General features: G+C 58.9%; 20 protein-coding genes. 11 read left to right on the top strand and 9 right to left on the bottom strand.

The genetic code is table 11. The features are described 5' to 3' along the window. Positions 1-311: 311 nt before the first annotated feature. Positions 312-998 carry a response regulator transcription factor gene (locus tag Q1A59_RS07925; RefSeq protein WP_298403971.1) on the top strand — a complete coding sequence of 229 codons (687 nt, stop codon included), beginning with the start codon at positions 312-314 and terminating at the stop codon, positions 996-998. A 113-nt stretch (positions 999-1111) separates the two neighbouring features. Then, the gene (locus tag Q1A59_RS07920) at positions 1112-2212 is read left to right on the top strand and encodes a cell wall metabolism sensor histidine kinase WalK (protein ID WP_298403968.1); all 1101 of its coding nucleotides are present in this window, start codon (positions 1112-1114) and stop codon (positions 2210-2212) included. A gap of 165 nt (positions 2213-2377) precedes the next feature. Here Q1A59_RS07920 and Q1A59_RS07915 read toward each other — a convergent pair whose 3' ends face one another. From Q1A59_RS07915 to Q1A59_RS07900, 4 genes are all read right to left on the bottom strand, one after another. After that, positions 2378-4678 carry a penicillin-binding transpeptidase domain-containing protein gene (locus Q1A59_RS07915; protein ID WP_298490010.1) on the bottom strand — a complete coding sequence of 767 codons (2301 nt, stop codon included), beginning with the start codon at positions 4676-4678 and terminating at the stop codon, positions 2378-2380. Between the two features lie 25 nt (positions 4679-4703). Continuing rightward, positions 4704-5237: a rod shape-determining protein MreD gene (mreD, locus tag Q1A59_RS07910; RefSeq protein ID WP_298403962.1), complete on the bottom strand. Its 534-nt coding sequence runs from the start codon at positions 5235-5237 to the stop codon at positions 4704-4706. Beyond that, positions 5210-6118, bottom strand: coding sequence for a rod shape-determining protein MreC (gene mreC / locus Q1A59_RS07905; RefSeq protein ID WP_298403959.1), 909 nt, complete (start codon positions 6116-6118; stop codon positions 5210-5212). The genes mreD and mreC overlap by 28 nt, the downstream gene beginning before the upstream one ends. A 69-nt stretch (positions 6119-6187) precedes the next feature. Next, complete coding sequence (locus tag Q1A59_RS07900; protein ID WP_298403956.1) at positions 6188-7267, bottom strand: rod shape-determining protein; 1080 nt, start codon at positions 7265-7267, stop codon at positions 6188-6190. Between the two features lie 387 nt (positions 7268-7654). Here Q1A59_RS07900 and Q1A59_RS07895 point away from each other — a divergent pair, with 387 nt between their 5' ends. From Q1A59_RS07895 to Q1A59_RS07865, 7 genes are all read left to right on the top strand, one after another. Beyond that, on the top strand, positions 7655-9745 hold the full coding sequence (locus Q1A59_RS07895) for a putative cobaltochelatase (RefSeq protein ID WP_298403953.1): 2091 nt from the start codon (positions 7655-7657) through the stop codon (positions 9743-9745). A gap of 87 nt (positions 9746-9832) precedes the next feature. Continuing rightward, a complete protein-coding gene (locus Q1A59_RS07890; RefSeq protein WP_298403950.1) occupies positions 9833-11371 on the top strand; it encodes a S1 RNA-binding domain-containing protein in 1539 nt (512 codons plus the stop codon). Positions 11372-11506: 135 nt separating this feature from the next. Beyond that, positions 11507-11680, top strand: coding sequence for a 50S ribosomal protein L34 (rpmH, locus tag Q1A59_RS07885; RefSeq protein WP_298403947.1), 174 nt, complete (start codon positions 11507-11509; stop codon positions 11678-11680). Positions 11681-11773: 93 nt separating this feature from the next. After that, on the top strand, positions 11774-12181 hold the full coding sequence (rnpA, locus tag Q1A59_RS07880; protein WP_298403945.1) for a ribonuclease P protein component: 408 nt from the start codon (positions 11774-11776) through the stop codon (positions 12179-12181). After that, complete coding sequence (locus Q1A59_RS07875) at positions 12178-13122, top strand: YidC/Oxa1 family membrane protein insertase (protein ID WP_298403943.1); 945 nt, start codon at positions 12178-12180, stop codon at positions 13120-13122. The genes rnpA and Q1A59_RS07875 overlap by 4 nt, the downstream gene beginning before the upstream one ends. Before the next feature lie 47 nt (positions 13123-13169). Further along, positions 13170-13835: an RNA-binding cell elongation regulator Jag/EloR gene (jag, locus tag Q1A59_RS07870; protein ID WP_298403940.1), complete on the top strand. Its 666-nt coding sequence runs from the start codon at positions 13170-13172 to the stop codon at positions 13833-13835. Between the two features lie 153 nt (positions 13836-13988). Beyond that, entirely contained in the window at positions 13989-14840 is an 852-nt protein-coding gene (locus Q1A59_RS07865; protein ID WP_298403937.1) for a PfkB family carbohydrate kinase, read from the top strand. Between the two features lie 31 nt (positions 14841-14871). Here Q1A59_RS07865 and Q1A59_RS07860 read toward each other — a convergent pair whose 3' ends face one another. After that, positions 14872-16722: an APC family permease gene (locus Q1A59_RS07860; protein WP_367280894.1), complete on the bottom strand. Its 1851-nt coding sequence runs from the start codon at positions 16720-16722 to the stop codon at positions 14872-14874. Positions 16723-16908: 186 nt separating this feature from the next. Here Q1A59_RS07860 and Q1A59_RS07855 point away from each other — a divergent pair, with 186 nt between their 5' ends. Continuing rightward, on the top strand, positions 16909-17943 hold the full coding sequence (locus Q1A59_RS07855; RefSeq protein WP_299644744.1) for an ATP-binding cassette domain-containing protein: 1035 nt from the start codon (positions 16909-16911) through the stop codon (positions 17941-17943). Between the two features lie 28 nt (positions 17944-17971). Further along, positions 17972-18727, top strand: coding sequence for an ABC transporter permease (locus Q1A59_RS07850; RefSeq protein ID WP_298403929.1), 756 nt, complete (start codon positions 17972-17974; stop codon positions 18725-18727). A gap of 184 nt (positions 18728-18911) precedes the next feature. Here the strand turns inward: Q1A59_RS07850 and Q1A59_RS07845 are convergent, their stop codons facing one another. The 4 genes from Q1A59_RS07845 to Q1A59_RS07830 form a co-directional block, all read right to left on the bottom strand. Next, positions 18912-19871, bottom strand: coding sequence for a peptidoglycan DD-metalloendopeptidase family protein (locus Q1A59_RS07845; RefSeq protein ID WP_299644741.1), 960 nt, complete (start codon positions 19869-19871; stop codon positions 18912-18914). Between the two features lie 85 nt (positions 19872-19956). Then, on the bottom strand, positions 19957-20241 hold the full coding sequence (locus Q1A59_RS07840) for a hypothetical protein (RefSeq protein ID WP_298403923.1): 285 nt from the start codon (positions 20239-20241) through the stop codon (positions 19957-19959). A gap of 234 nt (positions 20242-20475) precedes the next feature. After that, on the bottom strand, positions 20476-20934 hold the full coding sequence (locus Q1A59_RS07835; protein ID WP_298403921.1) for an SRPBCC family protein: 459 nt from the start codon (positions 20932-20934) through the stop codon (positions 20476-20478). Positions 20935-20951: 17 nt separating this feature from the next. Beyond that, the gene (locus Q1A59_RS07830) at positions 20952-22121 is read right to left on the bottom strand and encodes an NAD(P)/FAD-dependent oxidoreductase (RefSeq protein ID WP_298403919.1); all 1170 of its coding nucleotides are present in this window, start codon (positions 22119-22121) and stop codon (positions 20952-20954) included. Between the last annotated feature and the right edge of the window lie 116 nt (positions 22122-22237).

The raw sequence follows: 22237 nt of genomic DNA, 5'->3' as shown, positions 1-22237 counted from the left end.
CAGCGAAGCAATCTCTTGCAAGCGCAGAACCAGCCTGCTCAGGCATGCGCTTCGCTAAAGGGGGCTGACTGCGGTCGAGCAACACCCAGCGCGGCTAGACGCCGCCGCTCCCTCGCCATAGCGACATTGCCCCCGATCACGGAATCAGTCCGCTCCGGTATAATGCGCTTTAACAGAAGAATTTGCTGCGGGGACAGGGTACACCACGCTATTGTGTACCTCCATCATTTCCTCGCAACGACCCAAGAGCAGTCAAGCCGCGCGATATAGCCCATCCGGTAGACCACCTTGTCGCCAACGGTGAGGGATCTATGCAACCGACCATCCTCGTCGTCGATGACGAAGCCAGCATTCGCAACGTCGCCAAAGCCTACCTCGAACACGCTGGGTATCGTGTCTTATGCGCTACCACCGGCCCCGAAGGCTTGCAGATGGCGCTCGAAGATCAGCCCGATCTGATCGTGCTCGACTTAATGCTGCCCGGCATGGACGGGATGGAACTCGCTGCCCGCCTGCGCGAACGTTCCGACGTCTTCATTTTGATGCTCACCGCGCGCAGCGACGAGATGGATCGCGTCGCCGGTTTGCGCGTCGGCGCTGACGATTATTTAACTAAACCATTCAGCCCACGCGAGTTAGTTGCCCGCGTGGAAGCCATCTTGCGCCGGCGCCGCGGCAAACCGGCCAAGAGTTCGATTATGCGCTTCACCCACGTCGAAATCGACCCCGACACCCGCGAAGCGCGTGCCGCCGGCCAATTGCTCGAACTCACCCCCACCGAATTCGACCTGCTGCTGGCGCTCGCTCGCAACCACAACCGCGTTCTCAGTCGCGAAGACCTAATTGAAAAAGTATGGGGTGCTGACTTTTACGGCACCGACCGAGTTGTTGATGTCTACGTCAGTCAAGTCCGGCGCAAAATCGAAGCCCTTACCGGCGAAAACCTCATCCGTACCGCCCGCGGCGTCGGCTACCGATTCGTTGATACGCCGGCGTAGGAGGCAACCCTTAGGTTGCCAATCCCTAGGGGAGCCGCACGGACGTGCGGCTTTATGGAACGGATCGTTAGCAATGGGGTAGGAGCTGCACAGCCATACGGCGCTGCAGAACGATGTCATTACCCAATTTAGTTATTGATCGGCATGCCAAAATGACTCACTTCTGGCGACAACTCCGCTGGCAAATCATCGGCGCCCAAATGCTGGTCGTTGTCGTTGGCGTGGTGGCACTCAGCCTCACCGCCAACGCCCTACTCGAACAGACTGTCTCTCCCGATCAACTTGCCACCGTGCGCGCAACCGTCATACAAGCCCTTACTGTCGCAGCGATCGCCGCTACCATCGCTGGCCTCACCACCAGCATCCTGCTCGTGCAAGTCATTTTGCGCTCGCTGCGCAGCATTGCCCGCAGCAGCCAGCGCATCGCCGCCGGTCGTTACGACGAGCGCGTACACGTGCCGGCCAGCGACGAACTGCGCGCCGTCGCCGAAAGCTTCAACCAGATGGCTGAAGCGCTCGAACAGATCGAACAGCGCCGCGTTGCCATGATCGGCAACGTCGCCCACGAACTACGTACCCCGCTGGCCGGCATCGAAGGCTACCTCGAAGGCTTAATCGACGGCGTATTGCCCAATGCCCCCGAAACCTTCATCGACATGCAACACGAAGTGCGCCGCTTGCGCCGCCTAGTTGACGATTTGCAGACACTATCGCGGGTCGAAGCTGGCCAAATATCCTTGCATTTCACTACGTTCGACATCAACGATGTCATTAGGCGCGTCGTCGCTCAACTGAAACCACAAGTGCTCGACGGCTGTCTACGGATCGTCTACGAATATAATGAATGGCCACTTCTTACCTACGCTGACCCCGACCGCGTCGCTCAAATCTTGCTTAACCTTATCGGCAACGCGATACGCTACACTCCCGAAGGTGGTTGCATTACCATCCGCTCTACCATCGCCGACGAACAAGTACAGGTTAGCGTGACCGACACCGGCATCGGCATCGCCCCCGAACACTTACCTTACATCTTCGAGCGCTTTTACCGAGCTGACCCGTCGCGCTCGCGGGCCAGTGGCGGCAGCGGCATCGGCCTCACCATCGCCCGCCATCTTGCATGGGCCATGGGCGGCGACATCAGCGCCGCCAGCGCCGGTCTTGGTAAGGGAAGTACCTTCACCGTCACGTTGCCACGAGGATCAGAGGGGTAACGTAAGGTATGCATCACGCCTGCCATCACGAGCGAAGAGATGGAGAATCAAAGCCTCACCTAAGGCTTGGCGAGAGCGAGGGAGATGCGACCATCACCAAACAACAACGGTTAGCAGTGCTAACATCGCTCTGTCTGGCTCCACCAGAATGGATACGTGTTTGCTCTACCGTGGTAACACTGGACAGAATGGCGGCGGATTTTCTGGCGGAGTGATCCCGAAGTAGGCCTGCATGATCTGCGTCACCGCCGGCACGGCAATCGTTGATGAACCATCATTGAGGTCACCGACACCTTCCACCAACACAACCACAACGATCTCAGGGTTTTCGTAGGGGGCAAATCCAACAAACCATGCATGACTTTGCCGTACCAACCGGCCATCGGCAGTGGTGAGCAACGGCCCAAATTCGGCTGTACCCGTCTTGCCGGCAATCCGCAAACCCGAGCAGGCTTCCCGTGCTGCAACACCCAAACCGTCAGTGATCGAAGCCCAGAGACCTTGCCGAATCGTCACCAGATGTTGTGGATCGATCGGTGCTTTTCCGATTGGCTCTGCTTGGATTTGCTGCACAAGCTGGCCATTCTCATCAACGATTCGGTCAACCACGTGCGGGCGATAGAGGGTGCCATCGGTGGCTATTGCACCGGCAGCCACCGCCAGTTGCAGTGGCGTCACTTCGAGATAGCCCTGACCGATCGCGGTATTGTAGGTATCACCGGTCGTCCACGCTTCACGCAAGACCTGCGCCTTCCACGCCCGCGTCGGCACTCGCCCGCCAGCCTCACCAACTAGATCAATCCCGCTTGGCCGGCCAAAATTGAACCACGACAACCCCTCGACTAGTTGGTCAATACCGAGACCAGTGATCCGCAAGGCACGCTGATCAAGGTTGGTCGCCTGATCGTTGCCGCCAGCAATACTGGCGAAAAAGACGTTTGACGAGAGGCGCAGCGCATCACGCACATCAATCAGCCCATTGTCACGATTGCGCACCGAGTTGGGCAAAATAAACTCAGCGCCACTGCGTTCAATCAGGCGTAGCAGACCGGGATCACGGAGTTTCGTATCGGCAGCAATCACCCCTTGCTGCAACGCTACCGCTCCCACGAACTGCTTTAGTGTTGAACCGGGCGGATATTGACCGGCAATAGCGCGATTGGTAAACGGCGCTAGCCGCTGCAACTCGCGTTGCGCTTCGGCGCTCGGCGGTGCTAGCAATGCCCGCAGATCATTGGCCCGCGCCGGATCAACCCAGATATTGTTGTCGTAATCGGGCAGGCTGACCATCGCCAGCACTCGTCCGTTGCGCGGATCGAGTGCAACTGCAACCCCAGCCACGATGGGATCATATGCCCGTTTGTGCGCTTCGCGCACCGTTTGCCGCCGCTGCTCGCCTTCATTGATCCAGCGCTGTAAGATGCGCTCAACTTCGGCCTGAAACCGAGCATCAATGGTCAGCACCAGATCATGACCGTTGGCGACCGGGCGCAGCGTAGTAACATCGCTGACCGGGCGCTGCAACGCATCAACGAGCAATGAGTCAATACCCATCTGACCGCGCAACACCTGCTCATACGCGCCTTCAAGGCCATCTTTGCCAATCTGATCACTCGGCAAATAGGGCGGCAACCCAACACTGGCCGGATCAATGCGCTTGGTCATCAGTCCGCACGTTGGCGCGTTGGCCGTAATATCAACCAAACCTCGCAGCCACGAACTGGCCGGATTCACGACCACTAGCTCGCAGGCATTGATCCGGCCCACGTAACCGAGCAGGTGCGACAGCGAGGGAATGGCACTGCTCAACGGGTAACGCCGGCGGAAACCTTCGATCACTCGCGCGCCGGGCAAGTAATTGGCGTTTTCGCGCAATGCTAATACCAACTCCGGCGAAATATCCTCTTTAATCACGACCGGCTGGTAACTCCGAGCGTTGGCCTGTTGCAAAAGCTGTTCGACCGGATTGGCCAGTATTGCGACGTCGCGATAGGTTTGGCTAATCGTTAGTGCACGCAAGATATCGGGCGGAGCAATGGTAAGCGTGAGGGTCGTAGTTGACGTGAGCGAAGGCAGTGTCCCCAATACTGCTAACTCGGTGCGCAAGCCGGGGGTCGTTTCAATTGCGCTGGCAGGATCAATAATGAGAGTTGCCGGCAACCCGGCAATCTGCGCCAGCCGGGCCAACGTCAACGCCCGCTGCTCAGGCGCGCTGCTTGCTGACGGCAATTGGCCCGGCACCACTGCCAGATTATAGATCGGCACGCTCTCGGCAAGTAATGCCCCGCGCGCATCGAAGATCTCGCCGCGCCGCGGTTGGTTGGTCAGATACCGACGGGTGGTGACTTCAATATCGGCGCCAAACCGCTGCGCATCAGTTTGCACCAGTTGCAGTTGCGCCAGCCGCGCCACCAGCACAACCACCACGAGCAATAAGACACTCCGTAGCGCAATGATTCTCGCCATAACTGGGCATCAGCCTTTCGCTTATCTACCCATCCGCTCGCACCAACCGGTAAACAATCGCCACCGCCGGCAGGGTTGGAATCAAAGCCAGCAGCACCGATGGGGCCACCACCACCAACCCATACCTCTGCCAATCTGCGATTACCGGTGAGGTAATCAAGGCCAGCGTTACTTCGTAGATAACCGTACCAATAGCCACGGCTAGCAAAGGTACGAGCGGACGTTCTACGGCAAACCGCCGGGCAGCTAAACTGACAATGACCACTGCTAGGAGTTGGGCCACGGCATGGCTGCCGAGCGGCATAGTGCCCAACACATCAAGCGCCAACCCACCGTAAAATGCCCACCACACCCCGCGCATCAACCCGCGCACCGGTTCGGCAGTGCCGGCGCCAACCAAGGCGCGCGCAATTGCCAGTACCAGCAGGATCGGGACACTAAAGCCTGCGAGGCCCGTCAGCAACGTTACCTGCACGAGCGCCAGCGCCAGCAAAACCAAGGCCAGCCCCAGCTCGCGCGCCAGCCGTTCTTCTATTCGTCTTGGCTGAGAATCACCCACACGTAGCGCACCTGATCCGGATCGACAAAGGGCCTGATCGCACCTATCTGGCGCTGTCCCTCTTGCTGTACCGTCTCGATCGCACCGATCGGCACGGCTGCCGGCATCGCCGCCAGATCGAGTGGCAGATCAAGCGCCCCGCTCAAACCGGCGGTCACCACCCGCTCGCCCACCCGCATCGTTACGTTGCGATCGATTAATTCCACCCGTAAACGCGAGCCGCGCTGCCATTGACCTTGCATCAACCCTAACGGTGCGCCATCGGCCTGCAACAAACGCACGCTGAGCTGGCTACTGATATCGGTAATCATCAACACATCGGCGGTGCGCGGCCCCACAGCCTCTACGACACCAATGAGGGCCGGTGAGCTACCCGGTTGCTGCCCGATCACTGCCATTCCTACCCGCACACCATCCTCAGCGCCGCGCGCGATGGTTAACACTCGCCGCGCCGCATCGGGCGCGCGCACCATCACCTCAGCGCCGAGGATTTTCCATGGGTACGTGCGGGTAATGGCCAGTTGCTGACGTAAAAAGATATTCTCAACTCGCGCCTGTTCAAGTCGCAGCACTTCACTGTTGAGGCGCGCATTTTCCGCTTCCAGTTCAGCAATCCGGTTTTGCAACGCCGCCACGTCACGCGGTGTCGCCCACCACGACTCGATCATAGCACGGCGCTCGCTCAACCAGCCGGCTAGCGGTTGCACCGCCTCGCGCACTGCCAACCGCGCCGGCGCCACAATCCCTTGCCGGTCGAGGATGATTAGCAGTACGCTGATCAACGCCAACCCAACCGCTAGCGCGACTACTCGCCAATAATGACGATCGCCGCTGCGATCACGGCGTAATTTCAGTGGGCGATCATCAAGAAAGTCGCGCATGCGCTATCTCCGTACCCGCCTTCGCCTGCTAGTCAAGGGTAATCTGCTGTCGAGAAAGTCGCGCATGCGCTATCTCCGTACCCGCCGGCTCGTTTGCGCGCGCGTCAGAATATCTTGATAGACGCTATTATCGAAGTGTTCGACCATCTTGCCGGCGCCGCGAGCCACACACGAGAGCGGGTCTTGCGCGATATGCACCGGCATGCGCGTCTCAGCTGCAATCCGCTTATCAAGGCCATGCAGCAACGAGCCGCCGCCGGCCAGCATGATCCCATGCTCCATAATATCGGCCACCAGCTCCGGCGGCGTCTCTTCGAGCGCGGCCCGCACTTCGGCGACAATCGCATTCACCGGGCCGGCAATGCCCTCGCGTAACTCAACCGAGCTGATCTCGATCGCTTTGGGCAAGCCGGTTAGCAGATCGCGCCCGCGCAACACCACTTTAATCTCTTCATCAAGCGGATAGGCCGAACCCGCGGCAATTTTCGCTTTTTCAGCCATCCGTTCACCAATCAAGAGGTTGTATTCGCGGCGGGCAAACTGAATGATCGCCTCGTCAATCTCGTCGCCGGCGATCCGGATCGAGTGATTGATGACAATGCCGCCAAGGGCAATCACCGCAATCTCGGTGGTGCCGCCGCCAATATCAACGATCATCGATCCAATTGGCTCTTCGACCGGCAACCCGGCCCCGATCGCAGCCGCCATCGGCTCTTCCACCACGTAAGCTTCACGCGCTTTGGCATTCAGCGCCGCTTCGCGCGCCGCGCGCTTCTCGACTTCCGTCACACCCGATGGCACGCCGACCACCACCCGCGGGCGGGGATCGACTAACGGCAATGCGGCATAGGCATGCGCTTTCTTGATAAAGTAGGCTAGCATCTGCTCGACCACATCGAAATCGGCGATCACGCCATCCTTCAATGGACGCACCGCCACGATATTAGCCGGCGTTTTGCCTACCATCGCCTTGGCTTCCGCCCCGACCGCATGAACCTTCTTGGTGCGCGTATCGATGGCCACCACCGATGGTTCGCTAATCACAATGCCCTTGCCGCGCACATGCACTAACGTGTTGGCAGTGCCCAGATCAATGCCAAGATCGCGGCTAAAAGCGCCAAAAATCGTATTGAAGGGGTTGAAACCCACGAGTACACTCCACGTCTTACCCGCCGGCAGCCCGCTGCTGCCGTCACCAAACTCAACGCCGGGATAAGCCCGGATTGAATCGCTATATTATAGCATACTGGCCCACCGTAATTCAGACACGGATCCGTGTCCATCTACGTCCCATTCCTCCACCCGCGTTCATCCGTCTCCCATTCTCCCCTGATCACGCACAGCGTCATTTGACTTTTCGGCGGCTTTATGACACAATTGCTATGATGCTTCGTTGCAAGCACGTGGACGTGTTCGCTGTAAGCATTGCCGTAGGTCAAGTTTGCTCGCCGGATGATGAAGATGCCACATCCCAACATTATGCGGCATTGCTGCTATGGCTTCTGGCTCGCATTGAGCTAGAAGATTTTTGTTGTCGTGAATATCACAAGCCTTCCGCAACGACCGGTCTATCCATTCTCCGCCATTGTCGGCCAAGAGCGGCTCAAACGCGCTCTGATTCTCAATGCGATCAACCCCCGCATTGGTGGCGTGCTGATTCGCGGCGAGAAGGGGACGGCCAAATCAACCGCGGTGCGCGCGCTGACGCGCTTGTTGCCATCGATCAACGTAGTGGTTGATTGCCCCTACAGTTGCGATCCCGACACGCCGGCGACGCTGTGCGCTTCTTGCCAAGCCCGTCTCGCGCAAGGGCCGCTGCCAACGATGGTGCGCCCGATCCGACTGGTGGAATTGCCGGTTTCAGCCTCGGAAGACCGGGTGGTAGGCTCGCTCGACCTCGAACACGCGATTACCGAAGGTCAACGCCGCTTTGAGCCGGGGTTGCTGGCGCAAGTCAATCGCGGTGTGCTCTACGTTGATGAGGTCAATCTGCTTGACGATCATCTCGTCGATCTGCTGCTCGACGCCGCAGCGATGGGCGTGAACACCGTCGAGCGCGAGGGTGTGAGCGTGTCGCACCCGGCCCGCTTCATCCTCGTCGGCACGATGAACCCCGAAGAAGGTGAATTGCGCCCGCAGTTGCTCGACCGTTTCGGCTTGGCGGTGGAAGTGGTTGGCCTGACCGATGTGAATGACCGTGTGGCCGTTATCGAGCGGCGCATGGCCTACGAAGCCGATCCGTTCGGCTTCATCCAGCAATGGCACGAAGCTGAGGAATCATTGACGCAACGAATTGCCGCTGCCCGCGCCTTGCTGCCTCAAGTGCGGATCGATCGCACCGACATGGCGGTTGTCGCCAGTCTCTGCATTGAGATGGGGGTTGATGGCCACCGCGCCGATCTGACCATCCTTGAAACGGCCCGTACCCACGCGGCTTGGAGTGGCCGGCGCATGCTGCTCGCCGAAGATATCCGGCTGGCCGCCGAACTGGCCCTGCCCCACCGTATGCGCCGCCAACCGTTCGGCGAAGTCAAGCTTGACGAGCAACGGATGGCCAGCATCCTTGACCAATATGGCAAGCGGGTCGAAGAGGTCAGTGCGCAGGCTGAAGTAAAAAAAAACCCTGACCTCACCGATGTGAGCAATGGCAACGATGAAGGCGGCAATGAGAGCGGCGGCGGCAGCGCCACGGTTTCGGTTGGCGGGGCCGGTACGCCCGAAGCGACCACGCCAACCGATGATCGATCAACCGGCGGTGCTGAATACAAAGCTGGGGACATCTTTAAGCCGCGCCGCCTCGAAGCGACGCCTGATCGCCGTCAACGTCACGCTCCCGGTCGCCGCTCGCGCTCGCGCACGACGCGCAAGCAAGGGCGCTACATTACCAGCCGTCGCGCCGCGCGTGTGACCGATTTGGCGCTCGATGCCACCTTGCGCGAAGCGGCGATCTATCAGCGTAAGCGTCGCACTGAGTTGATGCATACCATTGGCTCGCCCCATCGCCGGCATCCAAAAGTGTTGATTAAGCGGTCTGATCTCCGCCAAAAGGTGCGGGTCCGCCGCACGCGCAATGCGGTGTGCTTCGTGGTTGATGCAAGTTGGAGCATGGCCGCCGAAGAGCGAATGCAAGCCACCAAAGCCGCTGTCCTCTCGCTGCTGCGCGATGCTTATCAACGCCGCGATCAGGTGGGTTTGGTCAGCTTTCAGCGCGATTATGCCCGCGTGCTATTGCCGTTGACCAACAGCGTCGATTTGGCGCAACGCCGCTTGCAATCGCTGCCGACCGGTGGCAAGACGCCGTTGTCACGCGGTTTGATTACCGCCTTCGAGTTGCTCGAACGCGCTCGCCGGCGTGATACAGAAGTGGTACCGCTGATGGTACTATTAACAGACGGGCAGGCAAATGTGGCGCTGTCGGACTTGCCGCCCCAGCAAGAGGCGTACCGGATCGCAGAGATGATCGCCGCGCATCAGATCCATTCAATTGTGATCGATACCGAGCACCCGAATTTCGATCGGGGCCTCTCGCGCCGGCTGGCCGAATGTTTGCGCGGTGTGTACTATCGGTTGGAAGATCTGCATGATGACGGCCTTGTCCGTGCGGTGCGGCAGCAAATGCGCTCGTAATATACGTCGGTGTGCGTCCGGCAACGTGGTTGCTTGATGCCACAACCATAGCTTCGGTAATCGTTTACGTGAGGAGGAAGGTAGGAAATGACGGATCAGGTACGTAGGGATGAGGTCGCTGCGGGCGAGCTGCCTGACACGCCTCTCGCGGCAGCTACTGCTCCGGCGGCTGAGGCTGCCGTCGCCGCGCTTACTCAGCCGGCAGAGGCGGTAGCGCCTACCCCTGAGCAGGAGGCGGACCAGCCCGCCGCCGCAGGGGAGGCTGCTGATGCTCCGGCGGCAATGGCTCCAGCCACCGCAGATGAAGGTGCGCCCTCCGCGGCGGAACCGGCCGGCGCAAGTTTTACGCCGGTGGGTGAACAACAACTGCAAAAACCGCGCCGGTTGAAGGATTTGCAACCCGGCATGGAACTGGAAGGCAAGATTACGTCGATCGCGTTGTACGGCGTCTTCGTCGATATTGGCGTGGGCCGCGACGGTCTCGTCCATATCTCAGAAATGAGCGATCGCCGGATAGAGACGCCTTCGGAATTGGTGCAGATCGGCGATACGGTAAAGGTGTGGGTCAAGAGTATTGATACCGATGCGCGCCGGATCAGCTTGACGATGCGCGACCCTGCCCGGGCGGAAACGCCGCGCCGTGCGCGCCAACCGCAGCAACAATCGCAGCCGCGCCGTCAAGAGATCGACCGCGAGAAGCTGGCCAGTCTGCGCGTTGGTGATGTCGTCGAAGGTGTGATTACCGGCTTTGCCCCCTTCGGCGCCTTCGCCGATATCGGCGTCGGCAAAGATGGCTTGATCCACGTCAGCGAACTGGCCGAAGGTCGGGTTGAGAAGCCGGAAGATGCGGTGAAGGTCGGTGAGCGCTATCAGTTTAAGGTGCTTGAGATTGATGGCGAGGCTGCCCGCATCAGCCTGAGCCTGCGCCGGGCGCTGCGCACCCAGCGTATGCAGCAGCTTGAGCCGGGCCAGATTGTCGAAGGCACCGTTAGCGGTATCGCTACCTTCGGCGCTTTCGTTGATATCGGCGTTGGCCGCGATGGCCTCGTCCATATCTCGGCGCTCGCCCCGCACCGCGTGGCCAAGGTTGAAGATGTGGTCAAGGTCGGCGATAAGGTGAAGGTGAAGGTACTCGGCGTCGATCAGCAGAGCAAGCGGATCAGCCTGACCATGCGCCTTGAAGAGGAGCAGCCGGAAGCAGCGGCGAGCGCTGAGGCAAGTGAGCCGGCGGAAGAGGCCGCGCCTGCCCGTGGTGGCCGCAGTAACTTTGAGCGCTATACCGCGGCCGCACAGGCAGCCCGTGAGCGGGGTGAACGCGGCGAACGCAGCGAGCGCGGCGAACGCAGCGAGCGCGGCGAGCGGCGTGATCGCCGCGAACGGCGCAGCGCCCAGCCGGCTCCTGAAATGTATGTCGTCGGCGAGGAAGATGAAGACACCTTTGAGGGCAATGCTACCATTGAAGACCTGTTGACGAAGTTCGGCGGGCCGAGCAATCGCCGCGATCGTGACCGTGATCGCCGCCGCCGCGACCACGATGATGATGAAGACGAGATTGAGCGCCCATCGAACCGCCGCCAGCGCGATGCGATCCGGCGCACGCTCCAGCAAATTGGTCACGATGAATAAGCGCACCGCTTGAGGATGTTAACTGGCCTGCCGGCGACGTTGCCGGCAGGCGACTATTTGACATGCATCCAGCGCGACGAGTATAATGGCAACAGTTTTTGTCAATAAAGAGATAATCTCTGAGGAGTACATACAATGCCCAAGCGAACATGGCAACCGAAGCGTATCCCGCGCCGCCGCAAACACGGCTTTCGGGCGCGGATGGAGACCAAAGACGGGCGCGCAGTGCTCCGTCGCCGGCGTCTCAAGGGGCGCTGGAAACTGACGGTGAGTGATGAGCGGCGAGCGGTGCGCCGCGGACACCGCTAATGACGGGATGGGACGGGTTATCGCCTACAGAGTCGCCCTCAGCGGCTGGTCATTGCGCCATCTGTGGCCGATAGCCCGTTTGTTTTTTTACCTATGCGACGCGCAAATCGGCTCCGCCGGCCCGAACAATTTCGCCGCGTCCGGCAAGAAGGTCGCACCGTTACGTCACCGTGGCTGGCCCTAACTGCCGCACCGGGCCGGCGCAATGCAGTGCGCTGCGGGTTCGTCGCAGGCCGGCGGATCGGCGGCGCAGTGCAACGAAATCGGGCTCGCCGGCGCGTCCGTGAGGCAGTTCGCCTGTTGCTACCATCATTGCAGCGCGGCTACGATTTGGTCGTTATCATCCGCTCGCCTGAAGTGGTTGAAGCGCCCTTTAGCCAGTTACAAGCTGATATTGCCGCACTTCTGCGACAGGCCGGTCTCTTAAACACGCCGGAACCCGAATCAACTGCATCGACATCGGCAACCTCACATCCACAATACGAACGGGGATCATCATGAACATTTGGTCGGCATTTGTTGGTTTGCTCGAACAATTGCTGCTCTTCTTCTCATCATTGACTGGCAACATGGCGCTAGGGATCGTGCTCTTCACAATCGCGGCGCGCCTCGTTATTCTGCCCCTGACGCTCAGTTCGCTCCGTTCGAGCCGCCGTATGCAAGAGGTGCAGCCGATCTTGAAGGAGATCCAGCGCAAATACGGCAAAGATCCCCAGCGCCTCCAAGAAGAGACGCTGCGTGTCTACCGTGAACATAAGATTAATCCGGTCGGTGGATGTTTGCCGCTCTTGCTGCAATTGCCGATCTTTTTCGGCGTGTACCAAGCGGTGTATCACCTGATGGTGCCCGAACAACGGGTCAACCTGAGCGCCGCCGCCGCTGAAATGCTGAAAGACGAACGGCTGGCCCAGATCCTTGCCGCCCCCTTCTTTGGCATGGATCTCGGCGTTCCAGCCTTTGGCCCTAATGGGTTCGCCGGCTTCGCCTATCTTATCTTGCCGGTGCTCTCGATCGTCTTGCAGTTGATGCAACAGTTGATGGCGACGCCGCGGGTGCAAGATCCGCAACAAAAGGCGTTTACGCAGGCAATGTTGATTATGCCGTTCGTCTTCGGCTACATTGCCTTTACCTTCCCTACTGGCGCAGTTCTGTACTGGGTCATTAGCAGCGTCATTGGCGTCATCCAGCAGTATTTCACCTCGGGTTGGGGATCGTTGGCCAATTACCTGCGCTTCCTGCCCCCCGATAACCGCCCTGCCCCAGCATTATCGTTTGCGCCGGCACCTGCCGGTCAGGCGGCTGAAGCGCAACCTGAAACTCCAAAGGTTGATTTCTGGTCGGTGATGCGGCCGTTGACTGAAGCGCCGGTAGAACCGAGCGAGACCGCTGGCGAAGAGCATCGCGCAGCGCGCCAGCACCCAAACCCGCGTCGCCGTCGCTAGGGACAAGATACGTTTAAGCAACCGGTCACAGTGACCGAGAGGTGTCTATGAAGCGCATCGAGATCAGCGCGCGCACCGTCGCCGAAGCTGTCGAGCTGGCGTTGGCCCAATTGGGCCGCGATCGCGATGAAGTGGCAATTGAGGTGCTTGATCCGGGCGAGAATGGTGACGAAGCATTGGTGCGCGTCACCGTTGTCGAAGATGAAGAAGAGCGACCGTCCATCGAGAAGGTGAGCGCTATTGCCCAACGTATCCTCGAAGATCTGCTCGAACGCATGGATATCCATGCGTATGTGACGGCTGTTGTCGCGCGGGTGCCCGGCCCGCAGGGTGAACCGGAAGATACAATTACCTTGCACGTTGAGGGTGCCGACGAAGAGGCGATGGGGCTACTGATCGGACGCCGCGGCGAGACGCTGCGCTCGCTCCAGTTTTTGCTAAATCTGTTGGTGAGCCGGCGCGTGCATGCATGGCCGCAGTTGGTGGTTGATGTGGGCAACTATCGCCAACGCCGCCAAGAGTCCCTCGAAAGTCTTGCCCGCCGGATGGCGGAACGGGTGCGCCAGACCGGCCGGCCGATTATGTTGGAACCCATGGCTGCCTACGAGCGACGGATCGTTCACCTTGCCCTGCGCGACGACAAGACGATTTATACCGAGAGTTCCGGTGAGGGCGAGAATCGTAAGATTGTGATCTATCCGGCAAAATCGTAACCGGTAGGGGGCTGGTTGCTAACTGGCCCCCGCTTGTTTCTCGTTGACGACCTATCTCGCTTTTACGTCAAACGCGCCACGAGCGAGTCGTCGCCGTAAACTGTTGTTTCTCGTCTACGACCTATCTCGCCTTCACGTTTGCGCTGGCACCCTATGATTGATTTTGTTGCTATCGGCCACGTGACCCGCGATTTGCTGCCGGCTGACGCAACTGCCGCTGGCGGCACCGCTCGCTTCGCTGCGCTGCTGGCACAACGGCTTGGCTTGCGTCCGGCGATTGTCACCGCTAGCGCCGAACCGGCCCCCGTCGGGGTGGCATGGGCAAACATTGCGACCCACATTAGTTCAACCTTTGAAAACCGCTACACGCCTACTGGCCGACGCCAGTGGCTTCATGCAGTGGCACCGGCAATTAGCGCGACCGCTATCCCACTTGGCTGGCGCACTGCCCCCATCGTCTTGCTCGGCCCGGTCGTGCATGAATGCACCCCGACATTAGCTACAGCTTTTCCGAGCGCCTTGATCGGCGCCACAGCCCAAGGATGGTTGCGTGACTGGAACGATGACTTGCCATCACCTATTCGGCTGCGCCGCTGGCAACCCGCGCCCAAAGAACTGGAGCGCCTGCATGTGCTCAGTCTCAGCAGCGAAGATGTGGGAGGCGATGATGAATTAGCCGCCTATTATGCCGGCCTCACGCCGATCGGCATTGTCACCTACGGCGCACGCGGCGCGACGATGTTCTTGCATGGCAAGCCTCACCATATCCCCGCCTACCAAGCCCAAGAGTGCGATCCCACCGGCGCCGGCGATGTCTTTGCCACCGCCTTCCTCATCCGGCTGTGGGAAACTGGCGATCCCTTTGCTGCAGCCCGATTCGCCGCCGCCGCTGCGGCCTGTGCTGTAGAAGGGGTCGGTGATACGGCATTGCCCGATCGGGCGCAGATCATCCAGCGTATGGCTGGAGGTAACCGAGCAATTGATCATATCACGAGAAGATCGTAGGGGCATACACTGTGCGCCCCTCTCAACAAAATCACCGCTCTAACCGATACGGCACACTGGTCACGACATTGCCGCGTAATCGCAGGGTAGTTTTGATCAACAAACCGGTCTGGTTGTGCAACAGGTGTTCCCACCAACGCGCCGACACAAATTCGGGCAAGATCACCGTGATCACATCATCACCATAACGCGTCTCGACCTCTTCGATGTAGCGCACAATCGGGTTGATCAGCGAGCGGAATGGCGATTCGAGCACGACCAGCGGAATATCGCACCCCCAATCACGCCAGCGCGTGCGTAACTTCTCGGTTGCATCAGGATCAAGATCGACGTATACAGCGGTAACATTGTCGGGCGCGATCGAGCGAGCGTACTGTAACGCCGGCAATACCCCTCGATGAATGCCGCTCACCAGCACAATCGCCGTGTGACGGCGCAGTTCGGGCGGCAAGATGGCGCCGCTCAACGACAATTGCTCGGCCACGCGGCGATAGTGCAGGTTGATGGCGCGGAACATCAAGACCAGAATCGGGATGGCCGTGATCACCATCCACGCGCCATGAACAAACTTCGTGACCATTAAGATCACCAGCACGATCGCCGTGAGGAAGGCGCCGAAACCGTTGATCATGGCACTGTGCAGCCACCCCGGTTGGCGCAAACGCAAATGACGGCGAACCATGCCCGATTGCGAGAGGGTAAAGGAAGTAAATACACCTACCGCATATAACGGCAGCATAGCAATCTCATTAGCTCGAAAGATAACCACCAGCAGGGCTGAAAACATTCCCAGCACCAGAATCCCATTTGAGAAGACCAACCGGTCGCCTCGCGAGGCAAACTGGCGCGGTAAGAAGCGATCGCGTGAGAGGAAGGAAGCGAGGCGCGGGAAGTCAGCAAAGGCCGTATTCGCAGCCAATACCAAAATTAAGGCAGTCGCTACCTGAATGAAGACGTACACTGGCCCCACGCCAAAGATTGTACGCGCAATCTGCGAGACGATCGTCTCGTGAGTAAACTCATTCGGTACCGCTTGATGCGTGTACGCCAGCCACGTGATACCTAGAAACATCGTGACTAACAGCGAGATCATCCACGTGAGGGTGATCGCCGCATTGCGCGCCTCTGGCGGTTTGAACGCTTGCACGCCATCGCTGATCGCCTCAATCCCAGTCAGAGCAGTACAACCGGCGGCAAAGGCACGCAAAATCAACCACAGCGAGAGCGCCTCGCCGGTGGGAGGAATGTCCGGATCAATTGAATGCGTCACCGGCTCGGCGCCAAATACGAGATCATGCCCGACACCGACGACGATCATCAAGAGAATGCCGGTGATAAACCCATACGTCGGGATGGAAAAGATCACGCCGCTCTCTTTAGCGCCGCGCAAATTGGTAATGGTGACGATCAGAATGCAGACGAGGGCAATCTCAACTGCATGATCGCGGAGCGCCGGAAAGCCCCAGTTCGTTGCCAATGACGTGATTGCAGCGACACCAGCCGAGATGCTGACCGCGACGGTCAACACATAATCGATGAGCAACGCGCCGGCGGCTACTAAACCCGGCATATCACCAAGATTATCGCGCGTTACGATGTAGCCGCCCCCGCCTTGCGGATACGCTTTGATCGTCTGCCGGTAAGAAAAACCAACGATCAGCAACAACAACGCAATCGCGCCAGCAATCGGCAACGAGAGACCAAGCGCCGCACTCCCGCCAAGAATGAGAATAGTGAGGATGGCTTCGGTTGCATACGAGACTGAAGAGAGCGCATCTGATGAAAAGACTGCCAACGCTGTCGTTTTGCTGAGCCGTTCTTGGTGTTGGTGTTCGGTAGCAATCGGACGGCCAACCAGAATGCGCTTGATCTGGGCAAATATAGCCGCAGGTTCCTTGCTAATGTGCGAACGCAACAGTTTTGGGCATAGAAAGACGGAACGCAATCTGCGCGCGGCAGTCGGCGTTCCGTCGGCTGTCGAACGCATGGTCGATTACAATCAACCTGCGCATCGTCATTGACGCTTGCCGTGCGATCATAGCACTATCATCAGTGAAAGTCAATCCCTGTGACGGTTCTCACAGATGGGCTTGACATCACTGCACAGGCGCGTTATGCTCTGAAAGAGTTGGAGCCTGATGACCAAGGCACGGTGATGAACGAACACGCTGTTGAAACACAGACGCTGGTCAAACGGTACGGCACGGTAACGGCGCTCGATCGCGTCAATCTCCAAGCACCGGCCGGGCGGATCTACGCTTTGCTCGGCCCAAACGGGGCGGGCAAAACGACCCTGCTCAGTGTTCTCACCACCTTACTCCCACCGACTTCCGGCAGCGCGCGCATTCTCGGTTATGATGTCGTGCGCGATGCAGCCGAAGTTCGCTGCCGGATCGGGGTAACTTTTCAAGAGATGGTGCTCGATCCGCTGCTGACTGGGCGTGAGACGCTCGATTTTCACGGTCGCCTCTATCGCCTGCCAGCCGCTGTGCGTCGGCAACGGATTGCTGAATTGGTTGAGTTGGTGCAATTGACCGATGCCATCGATCGGCCGGTCAAGAGCTATTCTGGCGGGATGAAACGGCGGCTTGAATTGGCCCGTGGTCTAATGACTGATCCGCAGGTGTTGGTGCTTGACGAACCAACGCAGGGCCTCGATCCGCAAAATCGGGTTAATATCTGGAGCTATGTGCGCGATCTGAACCGCCGCCGTGGAATGAGCATCTTGCTTACGACCCACGCGATGGATGAAGCCGAGGCTTTGGCCGACCTCGTAGGCATCATCGACCACGGTCGCCTCATTGTCGAAGGCAAGCCGGGTGATCTGATCGCTTCGCTCGGTTCTGATGTCATCCGAGTGCGCGGGAATGGTGATTTTCAGCATCTGGCCACGGTTGCCACTGCAATTGATGGCGTGAACCGGGTCGAGACTGACCCAGCCGATGGCTTGGCCCTGATTTATACCGACAACGGTAGTCGTCGTTTGCCGGCGGTGCTGAATGCGATCAGCAACAACGGCTTCGCCATCGAAGATGTCACTCTTGCCCGCCCATCGCTCGGCGATGTGTTCTTGCACTATACCGGCACTGCACTGCGTGATTAACGCTTTCATACTGCGAGAGGAGCACTCGATGTACGCCACGTATGTGATCTGGACGCGGCACATGCGCAAATTCGTTCAGCAGACCGAAGAGCTGGTTGGGTTGGCGCTGCAATCTGTCTTGTGGGTGGTGCTCTTCGGGGTCGGCATGCGCGGGATGATTAGCGATGTTGGCGGTAGTGATTATATGTCATTTATTCTGCCGGGCATCATTGCCCTCAGCGCATTGGGCGGCGCAGTTGGCGGCGGCATGGTATTGTTGGATGAGCGGCTGCGCGGGATTGTGAAAGAGTATCTGGCCGCACCGATCCCACGCTTGAGCATTTTGTTGGGTAGTGCGGCGAGTACCGCAACCAAGGCGCTCTTTCAAGCGACGCTAATGTTAATCATTGGGTTGCTTATGGGGGCGCGCTTGGCGATCAACCCAGTTGGCTGGTTAGGTGCGCTCGTTTTGCTCGCGATCTTTGCCATCGGCTTCAGCGGGCTGGCACTCGGTGTAGCGGCTATTTCGCGCAGTATCGCCGGCTATCACGGCATGATTTTTCTCTTTAACCTGCCGCTGTTGTTTGCCTCGAATGCACTCTACCCGCTATCAGTGTTGCCGGGATGGATGCAAGTAATTGTGCTCATCAATCCAGCAACGTATCTGATCGACGCTGTGCGCGCTTTGGCGTTCGGGGTGGAAGCCACCCTGCCGCTGTGGGCCAGCGGTCTGGTGCTGGCCGTTTTTGCTGCTGCGAGCATGGCCTTCGCCCTGTCGCTCTTCCAGCGTTCGTTGCGGGCGTGAAGAATAGCCGCGAAAAGACACAGAAAACACAAATGATTGCGGCTTAACACAGAACAAGGTGCTTGCCTGTAACTGTTTTGATGGCAACACCCATTGAAACCGAACGCTAGCAGCAGCCAGATGGTGGTGTAGTGGTACTGGTTCATCCAACGATGTTCGTGCTGTTTGCATCTTTTTGCGGCTATTATCTCCCCCCACACCCCACCAATGTCGTCGGATCAATATTGACATCGCCGCGCCAGACTTGATAATCAAGGTGCGGGCCACTAGCAAAACCGGTACTGCCCATTAAGCCGATCACTTCGCCGGCCCGCACCTGCTGCCCATCAATCACCGTCACAATCGCCAAGTGCGAGTAGCCGGTGCGCCAAACTCCGTCCGCTGCCAATACCCAGACGTGGTGACCAGCAGGATAGCTATTCAGGGTCACCCTCACCACCCCATCGTGGGTAGCAACAACCGGCGCATACCAGCTCGGCCCCGGCTCGGCCAACCCATCGCCGTCGCCGTCAACTGCCAAATCGATCGCACCCCAAATATGGGCCGGCGCGTGGGTGCCAACGCCATACCCTTGGGTGATGACAACTTGGCCTGATGAAGGCTGCACTGGGCAACCGTGGGGACCAGCTTCATCGAGGTAAAATTGGGGAACCGCTGGAGGGGTTAGCACAAGTGGCGGCGCGGGAGCGATGAAGGGTGCCAGCGCATCGGGCGTAGGGGTCGCCAACGCGACGGGACGCGCACGACTCACTGCCAGTTGCGTTGGCGCTGCTGCCGGCAAGGCCGCTGTAGGGATGGCTTCGATGAGACGAGCGCCGACCTGATTGAGCAGAGAAGCCTGCAATTGACGTTGGAACGTGGGAGCGACGTCTGTCGCCAGCGGTGTCACCGCCAGCGTCGCAGCTAACCCAGCCGTTAATGCGAGCGGCCAGACGTTTGCTGGTGGCGATGGTCGCGGTAGCGACGGCAGTAAAGCTGCGGGTGACAAGCCCAACACCAATGCAATCGCCTCAACCTCACCGCGGCTGAGGCGACGCATCCCATATTCGGCTTCGGCAATAACCCGTGCCGGGATCCCGGTTAGAAGCGCCAAATCAACAAAGGTCAAATCGCGAGTGCGGCGAAGCTGGCGAAGTGTCTGCATCTTAATCCTCTTGGCACAACACAGTTAGTTGGAAGATAGCACAACCATGCTGCGCTCAAGATGACAAGATGCCTACAAATGCTGCTTAATCGCCGTTCACACGCCGTTCTTTTGCCGCGTACTCGGCCTCAAGCTCGGCTAACTTGCGCCGGCGTTCACGCTTCTCAAGCCGATTAAGGGTGATGTAGCCCGCTAAAATCGAGACAAACAACGCTGGCCACATCAACCAAGCAAGGCTAATTTTAATGCTAATCGCAAAGAGCAGCCCAAATAGGCCGATGAACACCCCGCCGGCCACCATATACACTTCAAAGCTGGTGCTGGCAAGATAGACCTCATCGCGCGGGCTAAACCGTTGCTGTCGCGCCATACGCAACCTCTCATCACTGACGAACCTGCTATCCTGATAGCTGTATGCTAGCACAGGGTTGGATTGCATTGTAGTAGATGAAACGATGCAGTTTTTGTGCAATATCTGTGCTTTTATGCAAATATCAATCACAAAATGATAAGGGCGGGTGTGAAACCCGCCCTTACGATGCAGAGCACCCACTCTGCCAATCTTCCCACCTCGCGCCATCACTAACAGGCGATCGCGCCGCCACTAGCGCGACTGGGCCGCTGCCGGTTTGCCACTGCCTTCGATAATCATGCGCAAGCGGTCAAGCTGGATACGCATATCGAGCGAGGCAAAGATCTGGCCGATGCCTACGACGAACACCCGCAGACTAGGATCGGGCACTTCGTACTCCACCCGATTCTGCACAACCGTGCGATCGCCATCAGCAAACCAACGCCAGAGTTCTTTGCCGCACCACAGACCATCGATCGTCAGCAAGATATGGCCGCTATCGCGTTCGGTGACAGTGTAGGTCGCACCGGCTAGCGCCAGCGACTTGAGGCGCAGTTTATGCTTGCTGCCCAACGCCATCAAGTCACCCTCAATCGGATCGAGCACCACCAACGGCGAGCGCCACTGGGCCATCAATTCGGGATCGGTCAAGTAACGCTCGACGGTGGCAGGTGGCGCTTTAATTGAAACAAACTGTTCCTGCACGATCATAATCATGCTCCTATCGCTCAGGCGCTTTCAATGGTAGCGCGGTAATACTCTTCAATTCCCCGTTTCAGCATGAGCGCCGGATACCCCATCACCGGCACACCTAATGCGCTCCCGATAGCATCATTTGGCCCTAATGAAACAACTTCGCCGAGCTCGACCGGCTCGTAGGGCCTTGGCGCTTCTCCCCGCGCTTCAGCCGCCAGTTCTGCGGCCAAATGGGCACCCTGCCGAATGGCGTATGATGCGGCGGGCGGCAAGACACCTCCCCGACCATCAGACACAGCGGCGCAATCGCCAATGGCAAACACGACAGCTTGCCCATTGACCCGCAAGTAGCGGTCAACCAGCACCCGCCCGATCCGATCGGTTGGGAAGCCGGCCTCGGCCAAGAGGGCTGGCGCGCGCACGCCAGCCCCCCAGACAATCGTTCCGGCGCGTAAGATCCGGCCATCGGCAAAGCGCAAGCATTGCGGCTCGACCTGCGTTACCGGCGTTTTAAGAAACACATTCACACCGAGGCGTTCCAAGCGGCGCACAGCCTCCTGACTTGCCCACTTGCCGAGGTGCGGCAGCACATGATCTTCGCGTTCAATCAGGGCAATGCGCACTTCCTTACGGGGCGCACCGGTTTGCTGGCACAGATCATCGGCCCATGCCGCCAACTCGCCGGCCAACTCACAACCGGTATAGCCACCGCCAACGATCGCTGTTGTCATCGTGATCCGCAACTCGGTCGGATCAGTTAACGACGCCGCTTTAGTAAATTGAGCGATGATGTGTTTACGCAACGCGACGGCGTGGGCGAAGGTATGAAGTGGCAGCGCATACTCACGGGCGCCGGGCACATTGAAAGAGGTCTCACTGCCTAGTGCCAACACCAGCCGATCGTATGGCAAGCTCCGGCCGTCGGCCAACGTCACCGTGCGCTCAAGCGGATGGATTGCCGTCACGCGCCCTTCCACCCGCTCGATATCACGGCCTTGCAACAAATGATCGAGTTGATAGATCGACTTCTGATCGGCAATCCCGGCGGTTGCGGTCAAATGCAACAACTGGATTAACTGGTGATACGGATGTTGATCAACTAAGCGGATGGTAATATCAAGCCCTTGTTCACGGCGGAAACGGGCCAGATCAAGCGCTGTGCGCAAACCGGCATAGCCGGCGCCGAGAATAACGATCTGCATGGTCACAAAGCTCCGTGGACTGGTCACGACAGGCGGGTGTAGATCACGCTACATCCCCTCTTTACAGAATACCACGGCTCGGTTGCCGGTCAACCGCACAACAGGCGCAGATCACA

It is taken from the genome of uncultured Chloroflexus sp., assembly GCF_937951745.1.
In the GTDB taxonomy this organism is placed as follows: Bacteria; Chloroflexota; Chloroflexia; order Chloroflexales; family Chloroflexaceae; genus Chloroflexus.
The sequence above is the reverse complement of the archived record's forward strand: the minus strand, read 5'-3'. Positions and strand labels throughout refer to the sequence as shown.

Excerpts from the sequence above, each read along its gene's own strand:
- Q1A59_RS07925 (WP_298403971.1), top strand. The coding sequence starts at position 312 with ATGCAACCGACCATCCTCGTCGTCGATGACGAAGCCAGCATTCGCAAC.
- Q1A59_RS07920 (WP_298403968.1), top strand. The coding sequence starts at position 1,112 with ATGTCATTACCCAATTTAGTTATTGATCGGCATGCCAAAATGACTCAC.
- Q1A59_RS07915 (WP_298490010.1), bottom strand. The coding sequence starts at position 4,678 with ATGGCGAGAATCATTGCGCTACGGAGTGTCTTATTGCTCGTGGTGGTT.
- mreC (WP_298403959.1), bottom strand. The coding sequence starts at position 6,118 with ATGCGCGACTTTCTTGATGATCGCCCACTGAAATTACGCCGTGATCGC.
- Q1A59_RS07890 (WP_298403950.1), top strand. The coding sequence starts at position 9,833 with ATGACGGATCAGGTACGTAGGGATGAGGTCGCTGCGGGCGAGCTGCCT.
- rpmH (WP_298403947.1), top strand. The coding sequence starts at position 11,507 with ATGCCCAAGCGAACATGGCAACCGAAGCGTATCCCGCGCCGCCGCAAA.
- rnpA (WP_298403945.1), top strand. The coding sequence starts at position 11,774 with ATGCGACGCGCAAATCGGCTCCGCCGGCCCGAACAATTTCGCCGCGTC.
- Q1A59_RS07875 (WP_298403943.1), top strand. The coding sequence starts at position 12,178 with ATGAACATTTGGTCGGCATTTGTTGGTTTGCTCGAACAATTGCTGCTC.
- jag (WP_298403940.1), top strand. The coding sequence starts at position 13,170 with ATGAAGCGCATCGAGATCAGCGCGCGCACCGTCGCCGAAGCTGTCGAG.
- Q1A59_RS07865 (WP_298403937.1), top strand. The coding sequence starts at position 13,989 with ATGATTGATTTTGTTGCTATCGGCCACGTGACCCGCGATTTGCTGCCG.
- Q1A59_RS07850 (WP_298403929.1), top strand. The coding sequence starts at position 17,972 with ATGTACGCCACGTATGTGATCTGGACGCGGCACATGCGCAAATTCGTT.
- Q1A59_RS07845 (WP_299644741.1), bottom strand. The coding sequence starts at position 19,871 with ATGCAGACACTTCGCCAGCTTCGCCGCACTCGCGATTTGACCTTTGTT.
- Q1A59_RS07840 (WP_298403923.1), bottom strand. The coding sequence starts at position 20,241 with ATGGCGCGACAGCAACGGTTTAGCCCGCGCGATGAGGTCTATCTTGCC.
- Q1A59_RS07835 (WP_298403921.1), bottom strand. The coding sequence starts at position 20,934 with ATGATCGTGCAGGAACAGTTTGTTTCAATTAAAGCGCCACCTGCCACC.
- Q1A59_RS07830 (WP_298403919.1), bottom strand. The coding sequence starts at position 22,121 with ATGCAGATCGTTATTCTCGGCGCCGGCTATGCCGGTTTGCGCACAGCG.